13 protein-coding genes are annotated in these 13,741 nt (G+C 67.2%); 7 read left to right on the forward strand and 6 right to left on the reverse strand.

Features of this window, described 5'->3' with window-relative positions:
- Nucleotides 1-4: 4 nt before the first annotated feature.
- Genes egtB through egtD form a run of 3 tightly spaced genes read left to right on the forward strand, consistent with a single transcriptional unit; the run spans nucleotide 5 to nucleotide 3,047 of the window.
- On the forward strand, nucleotides 5-1,342 hold the full coding sequence (egtB, locus tag V9K99_RS35655) for an ergothioneine biosynthesis protein EgtB (protein ID WP_337011450.1): 1,338 nt from the start codon (nucleotides 5-7) through the stop codon (nucleotides 1,340-1,342).
- Nucleotides 1,342-2,085, forward strand: a complete 744-nt coding sequence (gene egtC, locus V9K99_RS35660; RefSeq protein WP_337011452.1) for an ergothioneine biosynthesis protein EgtC — start codon at nucleotides 1,342-1,344, stop codon at nucleotides 2,083-2,085. The genes egtB and egtC overlap by 1 nt, the downstream gene beginning before the upstream one ends.
- Complete coding sequence (gene egtD / locus V9K99_RS35665) at nucleotides 2,082-3,047, forward strand: L-histidine N(alpha)-methyltransferase (protein ID WP_337011453.1); 966 nt, start codon at nucleotides 2,082-2,084, stop codon at nucleotides 3,045-3,047. The genes egtC and egtD overlap by 4 nt, the downstream gene beginning before the upstream one ends.
- Before the next feature lie 115 nt (nucleotides 3,048-3,162).
- On the opposite strand, the gene V9K99_RS35670 is transcribed toward egtD, so the two are convergent.
- The 4 genes from V9K99_RS35670 to V9K99_RS35685 form a co-directional block, all read right to left on the reverse strand.
- A complete protein-coding gene (locus V9K99_RS35670; protein WP_337011455.1) occupies nucleotides 3,163-3,918 on the reverse strand; it encodes an NPP1 family protein in 756 nt (251 codons plus the stop codon).
- Between the two features lie 116 nt (nucleotides 3,919-4,034).
- Nucleotides 4,035-5,333, reverse strand: a complete 1,299-nt coding sequence (locus V9K99_RS35675) for an ABC transporter substrate-binding protein (protein WP_337011457.1) — start codon at nucleotides 5,331-5,333, stop codon at nucleotides 4,035-4,037.
- Between the two features lie 13 nt (nucleotides 5,334-5,346).
- Nucleotides 5,347-6,252 carry a carbohydrate ABC transporter permease gene (locus V9K99_RS35680; RefSeq protein ID WP_337011459.1) on the reverse strand — a complete coding sequence of 302 codons (906 nt, stop codon included), beginning with the start codon at nucleotides 6,250-6,252 and terminating at the stop codon, nucleotides 5,347-5,349.
- Nucleotides 6,233-7,180: a carbohydrate ABC transporter permease gene (locus V9K99_RS35685; RefSeq protein WP_337322847.1), complete on the reverse strand. Its 948-nt coding sequence runs from the start codon at nucleotides 7,178-7,180 to the stop codon at nucleotides 6,233-6,235. Before V9K99_RS35685 ends, V9K99_RS35680 begins: the two co-directional genes overlap by 20 nt.
- A 78-nt stretch (nucleotides 7,181-7,258) precedes the next feature.
- Between V9K99_RS35685 and V9K99_RS35690 the strand changes: the two genes are divergently transcribed.
- Both V9K99_RS35690 and V9K99_RS35695 read left to right on the forward strand, forming a co-directional pair.
- On the forward strand, nucleotides 7,259-8,308 hold the full coding sequence (locus V9K99_RS35690; RefSeq protein WP_337011463.1) for a LacI family DNA-binding transcriptional regulator: 1,050 nt from the start codon (nucleotides 7,259-7,261) through the stop codon (nucleotides 8,306-8,308).
- A gap of 29 nt (nucleotides 8,309-8,337) precedes the next feature.
- Complete coding sequence (locus V9K99_RS35695; protein WP_337011465.1) at nucleotides 8,338-9,078, forward strand: alpha/beta fold hydrolase; 741 nt, start codon at nucleotides 8,338-8,340, stop codon at nucleotides 9,076-9,078.
- Nucleotides 9,079-9,120: 42 nt separating this feature from the next.
- On the opposite strand, the gene V9K99_RS35700 is transcribed toward V9K99_RS35695, so the two are convergent.
- Nucleotides 9,121-9,816 carry a CHAP domain-containing protein gene (locus V9K99_RS35700; RefSeq protein WP_337011467.1) on the reverse strand — a complete coding sequence of 232 codons (696 nt, stop codon included), beginning with the start codon at nucleotides 9,814-9,816 and terminating at the stop codon, nucleotides 9,121-9,123.
- A gap of 107 nt (nucleotides 9,817-9,923) precedes the next feature.
- Here V9K99_RS35700 and V9K99_RS35705 point away from each other — a divergent pair, with 107 nt between their 5' ends.
- Together V9K99_RS35705 and V9K99_RS35710 are read left to right on the forward strand one after the other, a co-directional pair.
- A complete protein-coding gene (locus tag V9K99_RS35705) occupies nucleotides 9,924-10,607 on the forward strand; it encodes an NBR1-Ig-like domain-containing protein (RefSeq protein ID WP_337011469.1) in 684 nt (227 codons plus the stop codon).
- Between the two features lie 99 nt (nucleotides 10,608-10,706).
- The gene (locus tag V9K99_RS35710; protein WP_337011471.1) at nucleotides 10,707-12,560 is read left to right on the forward strand and encodes an alpha/beta hydrolase; all 1,854 of its coding nucleotides are present in this window, start codon (nucleotides 10,707-10,709) and stop codon (nucleotides 12,558-12,560) included.
- A gap of 7 nt (nucleotides 12,561-12,567) precedes the next feature.
- Here the strand turns inward: V9K99_RS35710 and V9K99_RS35715 are convergent, their stop codons facing one another.
- On the reverse strand, nucleotides 12,568-13,575 hold the full coding sequence (locus V9K99_RS35715; protein ID WP_337011473.1) for a type IV toxin-antitoxin system AbiEi family antitoxin domain-containing protein: 1,008 nt from the start codon (nucleotides 13,573-13,575) through the stop codon (nucleotides 12,568-12,570).
- Nucleotides 13,576-13,741: the final 166 nt, after the last annotated feature.

Raw genomic sequence — 13,741 nt, forward strand, 5'->3', positions numbered from 1 at the left:
CCCCATGACCCACCAACTGTCCGAGTTGTCTGCCGAAGGGCTGCGCGCGTACGTCGCGGAGCAGCTCGAGCGGTCGCGGGCGCGGACTGTCCAGCTGACCGACGCGGTCGACACCGATGACCTGGTCAAGCAGCACTCCAAGCTGATGTCCCCGCTGATCTGGGACTACGCGCACGTCGGCAACCAGGAGGAGCTCTGGCTGGTCCGCGACGTCGGCGGCCGCGAACCGCTCCGGCAGGACATCGACGAGTTGTACGACGCGTTCATGCACCCGCGCGCCGATCGACCCGCGCTGCCGTTGCTCGGTCCGGCGGAGACGCGCGCGTACGTCGTCGAGGTGCGGGACAAGGTGCTCGACGTCCTCGACCACGTGAAGCTCGACGGCGGGCGCGAGTTGGTGGACAACGCGTTCGCGTTCGGGATGATCGCGCAACACGAGCAGCAGCACGACGAGACGATGCTGGCGACGCACCAACTGCGGGCCGGCGTCCCGGTGCTCGACGCGCCGCCGCCACCGGCCGGTCGTCGGTTGGCGGCGCCCGAGGTCCTGGTCCCCGGCGGGGTCTTCGAGATGGGTACGTCGGTCGAGCCATGGGCCCTGGACAACGAGCGACCGGCTCACGCCGTACGCGTCGCGCCGTACGTGATCGACACCGTTCCGGTGAGCAACGGGGACTACCTGCGGTTCGTGCTCGGCGGCGGGTACGACGATCCGCGCTGGTGGTCCGACGACGGGTGGGCCCATGTGCAGAAGGCGTCGCTGGTCGCGCCGCGGTTCTGGGAGCTCGCCGATGGTGAATGGTGGCGGATGCGGTTCGGGCATCGGGAGCCGTTGCCGCTGGACGAGCCGGTGATGCACGTCTGCTTCTACGAGGCCGAGGCGTACGCGAAGTGGGCCGGGAAGCGGCTGCCGACCGAGGAGGAGTGGGAATTCGCGGCGCGGTTCGACCCGGCGACCGGGCGGACGCGGCGCTTCCCGTGGGGTGACGAGAGCCCGGGTCCGCAGCACGCGAATCTCGGTCAACGGCACCTGCGGCCGGCGCCGGTCGGGGCTTACCCGGCGGGCGCGTCGCCACTGGGTGTCGAGCAGTTGATCGGCGACATCTGGGAGTGGACCTCGAGCGACTTCCGGCCGTACCCGGGCTTCCGCGCGTTCCCGTACGACGAGTACTCGCTGGTCTTCTTCGGCTCCGACTACAAGGTGCTGCGCGGCGGCTCCTTCGGCACCGACGAGGTCGTTGCCCGAGGCACCTTCCGGAACTGGGACTACCCGATCCGCCGGCAGATCTTCGCCGGCTTCCGCTGCGCCCGCGACCCCCGCCCCGAGGAGCTGCACACCTGATGTGCCGCCACCTGGCCTACCTCGGCCCACCCGTAACCCTCGCCTCCCTCGTCCTGGCCCAGCCGCACTCCCTCTACGAACAAAGCTGGGCCCCCACGGACATGCGAGGCGGCGGCACGGTCAACGCCGACGGCTTCGGCCTCGCCTGGTACGCCGACGGCGAACCAGTGAGGTATCGACGAAGCGTGCCCATCTGGGCTGATGAGAACCTGCCCGCCCTCGCCGGTTCCATCAGCTCCGGCAGCGTCCTCGCCGCCGTACGGAATGGAACGGTAGGGATGCCGCTGGGAGAGGCGGCGGTTGCACCGTTCCAGCGCGACAAATGGTTCTTCAGCCACAACGGAGTCATCAAAGGCTGGCCGTCCTCCGTGGAGAAGCTCGCCGAAAAGCTCCCTGTGTCGACCCTGCTGACTCTCGACGCACCCCTCGACTCCGCGTTGCTCTGGGCGTTGATTCAGCAGCGCCTGTACGACGGAACACCACTGGCTGATGCGGTCGCGACCGTCGTGCAGGAGGTGGAAGCGGCAGCTCCCGGGTCGCGGCTGAATGTGTTGCTGACCGACGGGGAACAGCTTGTCGCGACCACCTGGACGCATTCGCTCTGGGTGCGACGCACAGCGGATTCGATCACCGTCAGCTCGGAGCCGTTCGGCGGCGACGGGTGGGACGAAGTACCTGACTACTCGTTGCTCGTGGCCACCGCTACGACGCTGCGAATCACGCCGATGGAAGGACCACAGTGACCCAGATCGACGTACATCTGACACCGGACTACGCCTCCCGCGCACTACGGGAGGACGCCCGGGCAGGGCTGACAGCTGACTCGAAGTGGCTGCCGCCGAAGTGGTTCTACGATGCCCGCGGCAGTGAGCTGTTCGAGCAGATCACCCGCCTGCCGGAGTACTACCCGACCCGCGCCGAACGCGAGATCCTGCAGGCCCGCGCGGGTGAGATCGCCTCGATCACCAAGGCACACACGCTGGTCGAGCTCGGGTCCGGTTCGTCGGAGAAGACCCGGCTGCTGCTCGACGGGCTGCGCGATCACGGCTCCCTCACGACCTTCGTACCGCTGGACGTGTCGGAGTCCGCGCTGCGCGACGCGGCCGACGCGATCAACGCCGACTACCCGACGCTCGACGTACACGGTGTCGTCGGCGACTTCACCGCGCACCTCGACAAGCTCCCCGGCGAACCACCACGGATCGTCGCGTTCCTCGGCGGCACCATCGGCAACCTGCTGCCGGCCGAACGCGCGGCCTTCTACACCTCGATCCGCGACGTCCTCGAACCAGGCGAGTGGCTCCTGCTCGGCACCGACCTGGTCAAGGATCCCGAGACCTTGGTCGCCGCGTACGACGACAGCGCGGGAGTCACCGCGGAGTTCAACCGCAACGTGCTGCGGGTGATCAACCGGCAACTGGGTGCGGACTTCGACGTGGACGCGTTCAGCCACGTCGCGATCTGGGACGCCGAGAACGAGTGGATCGAGATGCACCTGCGCGCCGACCGGGCGATGCGGGTGCTGATCCCGGAGATCCACCTGGAGATCGACTTCGCCGAGGGCGAGGAACTCAGCACCGAGATCTCCGCCAAGTTCCAGCGCCCTGGAGTCGCGGCCGAGCTCGACCAGGCCGGCTTCACCAACGCCGCCTGGTGGACGGACGCCAAGGCCCGCTTCGCGCTCTCCCTCTGGCAAGCCGTCTGATCCAGCCGGCGAACCGTTCGTCCCCCTCTGGTGGGCTGACCCACCCCGTAGTGGGTTGGCCAACCGGACTACGGGTGGCCAACCCACCGTCTCGTGGGTCAGCCCACCAGAGGTGTCAGGCGTAAGGGTCGAAAGGGAGGCCGGCGGGTTTGGCGGCGTTGAGGTGGGACTCGAAGTTGCCGTCCTTCAGGCCGAAGACGGCGCTGCCGAAGTTGGCGCTGGAGAGGATGTCGCGGATGCCGGGCGGGTAGCCGTTCCAGCCGACCAGGTCCGGGAACTGCCAGAAGTGGTAGTGGTTCTCCGGCGGCTCGTCGTTGCTGTTGGCGATCCGGAACGTGTGCGTGCTGATGCCGTCCTTGTGGTACACGATCTTCGGATGCGTCCCGTCCCAGCGCACCTGCGACGCCGAGTACTTGTTGAACTGACCGTGCGCCGAGGTCGACACATACTGCGCCGTGTTGTTCTGCACCCAGACGACCACGTGTTCCCAGTCGTGCCGGTGCCCGGCCGATCCCGGACCGAGGGCCGCCTGGTCCTTCTCGAAGTACAGGCCGTAGATGATGGCGCACCATCCGTTGTTGCACTTGTAGCGCGCGTACCCGTTGGTGTTGTCGAGGTCCCACGAGTCGCGGCACTGGCCGTTCACGTCGCCGCCGAGCGCGAGCCCGCCGTTGACCGTGCCGTCGGGACCGATGGCGGGAGTGGGATAGCAGCCGTCGGTGTCGTAGTCGTACGCCGGCTGGAAGGTCTGCTCGAGACCGTCCGCGTTGGCCGGCAGGGCCGGTGGGGGAGCGGCCAGAGCGATGGAGGGGAAGGCAACGGTCAGCACGAGTGCGCCGGCCAGACTCAGCGAGATCCTGCGAAACTTCACAGCGGCCTCCTGGGCGGGGGCGACCCCACGCGCGAATGGGGTCATTCGGGGCGGAATGACGCGCCCGCCCAGGATCCGCTGTCTTTCTTAACTCTGTAAAGCCTTCAGGTGAAAGCTCAGCCGCCTTGTTTGATCAGGTCGTTGACCTTGCCGACGTACGTCTGCAACTCCGACACCGGCTTCTTGCCGGTCAGGATCGGCTGGTAGTACGCCGTCGTCAGATCAGCCACCTGCTGCGCCCACTGGGTGGTGTACCGCACGCCGACCGTCTTCTCCGTGGACAGTCCGGCCTTCACGGTGTCGACCACAGTCGGCTGCTGCGCCTTGGTCAATGCGTCGAAGTAGCTCGCCTGCGCCGGGGTGTACGCCGGCGCAGCCACCGGGGAGGCGGGCAGTACGGCGTTCCACACGTTGGTGTTGATGTACTGCAGCACCTTGTAGGTCGCATCCTGGTTCTTCGTGTACGACGGCGTGCACACGCCGACCGCGTCGTACACCGACACGGGGGTCTGCACCTGCGGGAGCGGCGCGTACCCGTACTTCACCTTCGGCTTGTCGGTCTGGAAACCAGCAGCCAGCCATTGTCCGCCGAACATCATCGGCACCTTGCCGGCCGCGAACAGTCCCTGCACGTTGGAGACGTCGTACCCGGGCGGCGCGACCGAGCCGGCCTTGATCGCGTCCGCCAGTTTCTGCACGCCTTCGCTGTACTTGCCGTCGGCCTCGGCCTTCGTCGGGTGGTTCACGTTGTCGGTGAACGGCGCCCCACCGGCCGAGACGGAGTACGTGCTCATCGTGAACGGTCCGTCAAGCGCCGTCAGCGGGTCCGCCACCAGGCCGTACTTCGCTCCGTTCTTGCCGGTCAGTTTCGCGGCGGCGGCGTACATCTCGTCCCAGGTCCAGCCGGCCTTCGGCTCCGGCAGGCCCGCGGCCTTGAACGCGTCCGCGTTGTACCAAACGCCCGAGACGTTCATCAGTGACGGCAGGCCGCCCATCTGACCGTCGGCGGTCTTCCAGTTCTCCATCGCGGACGGGACGAACTTGTCGGCCGTGAAATCACCGTCGCCGTCGGTGATCTTGCCGGACCAGTCGACCAGCAGCCCCTGGGTCGTGTACTGCTGCTCGGTGTCGTTGCCGCACCAGAACAGGTCCGGCAACTTCTTGGCCTGGGTCAGTGAGGCCAGTTTGTCGCCGTAGTTGCCGCTCGGCGTCTCGAGCAGTTCGACCTTGATGTTGTCGTCCTTGAACTCGGCCAGGGCCTTCTTGATCGCCGCGTTCGTCTGCACGGACTCCCACGTCATCACGGTCACGGTGACCGGACCGTCCGACGTACCGCCGGAGTCCGAGCCGCTGCACGCCGTTGCGGTCAGCAACCCGGCGCATGCCAACGTTGTAGCGAGGTAGGTGCGTTTCACTGGAACATCCCCTCTATTTCTGGTTTGTGCTGCCGAGAGCGCCGAGGCCCTGAATGAAATAGCGCTGCGCGGCGAAGAAGATGATCAGCGGCGGCAGCATGTAGAGCAGGTTGGTGGCCATGTAGAAGCTCCAGTCCGGGGTCTGGCCCGCGAACGACGAGATGAACGACGCCATCCCGACCGACAGCGGCCACTTCTCGGCGGAGTACAGGTAGACCAGCGGGTTGAGGAAGTCGTTCCAGGACGCCTGGAACGCCAGGATCGCCATCGTGATCCACGCCGGCCGGGTCAGCGGCAGCATCACCTGGGTGAAGATCCGGAAGTGGCCGGCGCCGTCGATCTTGGCCGCTTCATCGATGGAATAGGGGATCGCCAAAAAGTACTGGCGAGCCAGGAAGATGAAGAGCGGGTTGCCGCCGAAGAAGGCCGGCACGATCAGCGGCAGCCAGGTGTCGTACCACCCGATGCTCTTGTAGAGCTGGAACAACGGAATCAGGCCGACCACACCCGGCAGCAGCATGCTGCCGACGAACAGGTAGAACCACAGCTTCCGGCCTGGGAACCGCAACCGGGCCAGCGCGTAGCCGGCCATCATCGACGTCATCACCCCGCCGAACACGCTGAGCACGGTGATGATGGTCGAGTTCAGCAGCAACCGCGGGAAGTGGATCGCCTTCGGTCCGTTGACGAAGTTGCTCCAGGTCCAGTCGGTCGGCAACAACTTCGGCGGTACGTCGAACACCGCCGTCTTGCTCTTCAGGCCGATGGTGATCATCCACAGCAGCGGAACGATCATCACCGAGCAGATGAACAACGCGGTGACGTACCAGGCCGTCGTACCCAGTAATCGGGGCTTCTTGGCGGGCCGCGTCTGGGTGGTCTGCGTGATCGCAGCGGCTTCAGTCGGGAGTGTTGTCACTGTAGGTCCAGAGCGAGGAGAACTTCGCGGTCAGGGCGATCACGGCGATGATCACGATGAACAGCACCCACACCTGCGCCGACGCGTACCCGAGTTGCGGGACCCGGCCGAGGTTGGAGAAGCCGTTGTTGTAGATCGCCAGCATCAGCACGTTGGTACTGAAACCGGGTCCGCCGTTGGTGAGGATCTTCGGCTGGTTGAACGTCTGCAGTGCGGCCGTGGTCTGCAGGATCACCTGCAGCAGCATGATCGGGCTGATCATCGGCAAGGTGATCCGGACGAACACCGACCAGGCGCCGGCGCCGTCGACCCGGGCCGCCTCGTAGAGCTCGGTCGGCACCGCCTGCAGTGCGGCGAGGAAGATGATCATCGTCCCGCCGACACCCCACAGCATCACCAGCACGATCGACGGCATCGCCATCGTCGGGCTCTGCAGCCACAGGCTGGTCGGCAGGCCGAGACGGTCCAGGACCGTGTTCAGCAGGCCGACCTGCGGGTTGAGGATGAACTTCCACAGCGTGATGGTCGCGACGACCGGGAGTACGACGGGCAGGTAGGCGAGCGTCCGGACCAGCCGCACCCCGGCGAACCGCTGGTTGCAGAACATCGCCAGCGCCAGCCCGAGCGCCAGGGACAGCGGGACGTAGAGGACCACCAGGTACCCGGTCGCCCGCAGCGACGGCCAGAACGCCGGGTCCACCGTGAACAACCGGCGAAAGTTGCCCAGGCCAATGAACACGGGGTCGGTCAGGCCGTTGTACTTGGTCAGGGCGAGGTAGAAGGAGCGGATCAGTGGATACACCACGAACACGGTGAAGCCGATGATCGCCGGGGCGATGAAGATGTACGCCGCCTTGACATCGGAGCCGGCGTTGTTACCCATCCCGCCGCCACTGCGGCGCTTCCTATGTCGATCGGAAAGTCTCACCCAGCCTCCTGGACGGTAACGTTTCCAACGATTTACTGTTGGGTGACGATGCCGTGTCGTGAAAAGGAAGTCAACCCCGTGTCCGAAACGTTTCCAACCATCCCGGAGGCCAGCCGGCCGACGATGATCGACGTCGCCCGCCGGGCGGGGGTGGGGTTGGGCACGGTGTCGCGGGTGGTGAACGGCGGCCACGGCGTCCGGGAGGAGACCGCCCAGCGGGTCCGGACCGCGATCACTGAGCTCGGCTTCCAGCGCAACGAGGTCGCCCGGGCGCTGCGGCCGGGCAAGAAGTCGTCCAGCCTCGCCCTGGTGCTCGGCGATCTGACCAACCCGTTCTACGCGACGATCGCGAAGGCATCCCTCGAGGTGGCCGGGCAGTCCGGGTTCGCCGTCGTACTGGGCAGTGTCGACGAAGATCCGGAGGGGGAGAAGCGGGCGATCCAGGAGCTGGTCAGCCGGCAGGTCGCCGGGTTGATGATCGTGCCGGACCAAGGGGATCACTCGTTCCTCGCGGGGGCCGGCGTACCCGTGGTGTTCGTCGACCGGCCGGCGCACGGGATCGAGGCCGACATCGTGATGGTCGACAACGAGGGCGGCGGCCGGCTGGCCACCGAGCACCTGCTGGACCAGGGTCATGAACGGATCGCGATCCTGCTGGCGCCGTCGTACTACACGACCGGGCGCCGGTTGCGCGGGTACCGCCGGGCGTATCGGTCGGCGGAGCTCGAGGTCGACGAGTCGCTCGTCGTGCAGTTGCCCGAGGGCACTGCCGAGGCTGCGGAGAAGGCGACGCTGGAGTTGATGCAGTTGCCGGATCCGCCGACGGCGGTGTTCGCCTCGACCAACTTCCTCACCGAAGGGGTGTTGCGGGCGTTGCAGGAGGTCGGCATGGAGCCTGCTGTGGTCGGGTTCGACGACTTCCGGCTGGCCGACATGCTGCCGACCCCGGTGACCGTCGTGGCCTCCGACATCGCCGAGTTGGGTCGCAACGCGGCTCAGTTGTTGCTGGATCGTGCGTCGGGTGCCGACACCCGGCCACCGCAGCGGATCGTGTTGCCGTGCGCGCTGATCCAGCGCGGCTCGGGCGAGCGGTCGCCGGATTCTGCCCGGAAGAGAAAGACCCGCTGAGCCGCGACCGGTGTGGCTAAGGTCGTTCCGTGTACTACGAAGCGCTCGGTGAGGGACGGCCGATCATCTTCCTGCCCGGCTGGGGTGGCGCCAACGGTGAAGGCCGCGACGTCCACGAGCCGGTCTTCGAGGGCCGTTCGGGGTGGCGGCGAATCTACGTCGATCCGCCGGGCACCGGCAAGTCGCCGGCGGAGCCGTCGATCAAGGACCAGGACGGCATGCTCGAGGCGATCCTTGGCCTGATCGACGGTCTGGTGGGCGACGAGCGCTTCGCCGTGGCAGGTACGTCGGCCGGCGGTCTGCACGCTCGCGGCATCGTCAAACGGAACCCCGCCCGCATCCTCGGCTTGCTGCTCCGGGTCCCGGGCATCGTCGTCGACCGCACCAAGCGGACGGTGCCGACCGAGGACCACCTGATCAAGTCCGCGGCCTACCAGGCCGCATGGGAGGACAAGCAGCGCCGCTACTACGACCCGGCCGAGGCGCAGGCCGATCTCGAGTTCCTGGGCCGGATCCAGGCCGACGTCTCCACCTATGCGCTGCGCGAGGACCCGGCCGCACGGTTCGAGGGCCCAACTCTCGTCGTGACCGGGCGCCAGGACACCATGACGGGCTACGCCGATGCCTGGCCCATCCTTGCTGACTACCCCCGTGCCACCTACGCCGTACTGGACCAGGAAGGCCACGACCTGCCGATCCGGCGCTCGGCCCTGTACCAGGCGTTGGTCGCCGACTGGCTGGACCGCATGGAAGAGCACCTGGACGCGTGAGGGGCGGAACGCGCGTCCAGGTGCCCTTCTGGTGAGTGGTGGTCAGAAGTTCGGCCAGGCCCAGCCGAGGTAGGCGGAGTAGTAGGGGAGTCTGGCCAGGCCGATCGCGCCGTTGACGCTGGTGGCCCAGAAGTAGCCGTCACCGCGGGCCACGCCGACGTGGCCGTAGGGGGCGGCGAGGTCCCAGAAGACCAGGGCGCCCTTCGGCGGGTTCCGGTCGCCCGGGTGGGCGGCGCCGCGAGCGACCGCGTCGTTCCAGTTGGCCTTGGCCGAGGCGTAGATCCCGGTCTTTCCGTACGAGTTCTCGGCGGCCATCTCGCAGTACCCCTGGAATGCCGTCGAGCCGTTGCGGGCGGAGTACCAGGCGATGGCCTTGTCGGCCCGTGGATTGCTGGTGCACAGCGGCGCGACCAGGCCGGAGCTGCCGGTGTCGACGTACGCGTCCGAGATGAAGCCCTTGCCCGGGATGTGGTCCCAGACCAGGCTGCGGCCGAACTTGCCGGTCACCGGCTCGCCGTAGATCTGGCAGTCGATCTCGACCGGGCCGTTCGGCTGCGTCCCGACCGAGCCGAAACTGGTCGCGTTACCGGACCGGATGGTCACGCCGAGCCCGCTGTCGGTCACGACGGTGCCGGTGGCGGCGCTGGCGGGCAGGGCGCCCGCGCCGACCAGGGCGCCGGCGCCGAGCAGGGTGATCGCGGTGAGTCTGGCGGTGATGCGCAGGAGGGCGGTACGCATGATGTTTGTCCTTTTCGCTCAGTCAGTGGCGAACTGGCACTGACTTACAGAGAATCAGAGGGTTACGGTGTTGTCGCAGTGGGCAACGATCGATGCGGGAGTCCGCCGTGAGGCCAGCACAGGCTCGGTTCGTGATCGGCTGCCGGATGCGTGAGCTCCGGGAGGCGGCCGGTGTACCGCTGTCGCGCGCCGCCGCCCAGTCCGGCTGGGACAAGGGCCACCTGTCCCGGGTCGAGCGCGGTCACACCAAGCCCAGCCGCGAGCTGATCGAGTGGTACGACGCCTCGTTCGGGGCCGGACAGGCCTTGGTCAACCAGTTGATGGAGCTGGATGCCGCCGTACGAGCCGGTCGCGACGTGTCGCTCCGGGACATGCGCAGGCATGTCCAGCCGGTGCTGCTCGGCGGGTCGGTGCCGGTCGACCACCACCCGGAGGACCGGGCCGAACTGGTGGGGGAGACGGTTCCGGACGGGACGCGGGTGTGCCGGGACCAGGAGTTCGAGAAGACCTGGGAGGTCCGCAACAGCGGTGAGCGGCCCTGGCACGATCGCTGGCTGACCCGCCAGGGCGCCGCGGGTACGCCGGGGTGGTTGCGATCTCCACATCGCGCTCGGCTGCCGGACGCCGTACCGGGGGAGGTGGTGACGGTGTCGATGACGTTGCAGGCGCCGTCCCAGGTCGGTGCGTCGACGGCGTACTTCAAAATCACCGATGATGCCGGGCGGTTGTACTACCCCGGTCTCGAGTCGCCGCCGATGTACTGCACGATCTTCACCGTCTACGAGCTTTAGGGATTGCCCTTGACCTTACTTTGGTCACTGGTCGTGGTGGCCTGATCCGGAATAGGTTGCTGTCTCCTGAACCGCCCGGACACACAGGAGTTGGCACGCGTGATCAGACTGCCCAAGATCGCTCTGGCCCTGGCTGCAGCACTCGTCGTACCCCAGGTCGCCATCAGCTCGGCCGCCGCAGCGCCTGCGGCCAAAGGTCCGGTGGATCCGCCGGTCCCGTCGATTCCCCAGAAGTACCTCGACCAGCCGATCACGTGGTCGGTCTGCGCGTTCGATGCCGCGGTCAAGCGCTTGTACCCGCAGGCGCCGACGACCAACTGCGCGAAGGTGAAGGTCCCGATGGACTGGGCCCACCCGGACGCGCACCCCGACGTCGAGGTCGCCATCTCGTACAGCAAGGCCACCGGTACGTCGAAGGGCCTGATGACGACCAACCCGGGCGGACCGGGTGGCGCCGGGCTCACGCTGTCGGCCTCGCTGGCGGTGGAGAAGACCCAGCTGTTCAGTGACTTCGACCTGCTCGGCTTCGACCCGCGCGGGTTCGGCCAGAGCACCCCGCTGCAGTGCCTGACCACGACCGAGAAGCTGGCCGCGCTGCCGACCACCCCGGACTACAAGGAGCGCACCCGGCAGACCCACGAGACCGAGGTGGCCGAGGCCAAGCTGTTCGCCGACGCGTGCTCGGCGACCGAGTTCGGCCAGTTCGTCAGCAGCCAGCAGACGGTGTACGACATGGAGTTCCTGCGGGCGCTGTTCAAGGCGCGGCAGCTGAACCTGATCGGCTACAGCTACGGCACCTGGCTCGGCGGCTGGTACGCCGACACCTACCCGTCGAAGGTCGGCCGGTTCGTGATCGACTCGAACATGGACTGGACCCACACCCAGTGGGACAACGTGAACTTCGACCCGTTCTCCGGCCAGCGCCGCCGCGACACCCAGCTGTTCCCGTGGATCGCCCGGCACGCCGACCAGATCTCCGGCCTCGGAAGCACGTTCACCCAGGTCAAGTCGACGTACAACGGAATCCGCGCGTGCCTCGTCGCCCGGGTCAAGGCCGGTACGTCGTCGGTGCGCGGTGACGACCTCGACGGCACCATCTACAGCACCCAGTACGGCAACGTCCGCTTCATCCGGGCGACGCTCGACATCCTGATCCACGACGAGTACCTGAAGGACCCGTCCACGTCGGGCAAGATCGAGTTGCGGCATGTCGACCGCGCCTGGGCCCGGATCTCGCCGGAACTGCAGGCGTTCGACACCCTCGCCGCGATGCGGGCCCGGTACGGCGTGACACCGGCGGCCTCCACCACCCTGGCGGCCCTGCGCGTCGACTCGACCCGCTCGATCCTGGCCGACGCCCGCGAGACCGCGGCCAAGTCGACCGGTGACGCCGTGGTCAACCTCGGTGCCATCGGTACGACGGTCCGCTGCAACGACACCGCGTGGAACTCCGACCCCCGGTTCTACCTCCGGGAAGCGGACCGGATGGCCCGCAAGTACGACTTCTTCGGCTACATGAACGGCGTACCGATGTGCGCCTTCTGGCCGTACGAGCCGCAGGACCGCAAACTCGACCTGAAGGGCTCGCCGCGCATCCTGATGATCCAGGGTGAGCTCGACCCGGCGACGGCGTACGAGGGTGCCCTCCGCACTCACCAGGACACCGCCCGCGCCACCCGCTTCGTCGCCATCGACGACGAGGGCCAGCATGGCCAGTACGTAGGCTCCGCCTCCTCCTGCGCCGAAGCAATCGGCGACACCTACGTCTTCACCGGCGAACTACCAGGCAAGGACCAGGTCTGCGGCACCTCACCCCTCCCCGCCGAACTCTCCGTCTACCCAGTAAACGGCCCCATCGACGGCAACGCCGTACACCTCCCCAACTCCAAGTTGAAGGTCAACCCGCTCCTCCAGCAAGCCCTAGACACAGTCGCCGCCGGCACCCTCCGGTAGTCGGCACCTAGGACATCTCACGGGGACCTCGGACATCTGACCAGATGTCCGAGGTCCCCGGTTCATGTCCGAGGTTCGCGTGCCCCGGCTCCCCGCTGAGGAGGTGACGGTGAAGGCGGGCAGCGGTGATGCGTGGCTGGTCGAGGTCGGGCCAGCTCACCCGCACTACCCCGTATCCGCGATCCCGGAGGCGGTCTTCCCGCCACTTCTCCGCGACGATGGTGTCGGCGCTGTCGCCGTACTTCTGTGCACCGTCGAACTCCACGATGAGCCTGCCGGACAACAAGAAGTCGACCCGGCCGATCAGCTCGCCGCTGTTCGCACGGATTTCGACCTGAAGGCTTGGTGCCGGGAGTTGGTGGTTGTCCATCAGGACCCGCAGTCGTGACTCGCCCACAGATTCGCTCAACCCATCGGCGAAGCGTACGGCGGAGCGGGCGGCCGGCGAGCCACGCCAGTGCCGATGGCGGTCCGCCGTCGCGATGAGCAACTCCGGGCTGGTCAACCCGGCTCGCAATGCCGCGTCGGCGAGGACCACCCCGACTTCGAACGACGTACCGCACGCCGTCTCGGTGATCGCTCGCTCGACAGTCGTCACACGGATGCCGTCCAGCTCGGTGACCTCGTCCGGATCCAACGGCGACCGGTGTACGGCGAGCGTGGCTCCCGACCGAACTCGTCCGGTCGATCGGCTGACATGAACCTTGCCGAGGTCAAAGCCCCAGATCGGCAAGCCATGCAGAACGGCGGCTGATTGGTGACTGACGACAACCTTGTCCAGCTGGTCCGTCACTGCCCGGATGGCCAAGAGGTGCAGACGCCTCGCCCGATCCCACGGCTTCTCGTCTTCAGGCCACCCGCTGTGCTCGACAAAAGCGTCGCGGCCGAGCCTGATCCATTGCCCTCCACGCAGGCGCCGCCGCAGCTCCGCGTCGCTGTAGCCAGCCGCCAGCACGTCGCTTCGGTTGAACCACCCCCGCCGCCCATCGGAAATCACCTTCAATTTCGGGTTCACGCCAACAACATGCCGTCCCCGCGCCCTCGCCGCAGACCCAACTTCGTCGCCTGTGGACAAGCGGGCGAACCTCGGACACGCGGCGGGGACCGCGGACATCTGATCAGGTGTCCGAGGTCCCCATGAGATGTACGAGGTCCGTCGGGCACGCGACCGAGCGCGCCCG

This window comes from Kribbella sp. CCNWLW201, assembly GCF_037203805.1.
Classification (GTDB): domain Bacteria; phylum Actinomycetota; class Actinomycetes; order Propionibacteriales; family Kribbellaceae; genus Kribbella.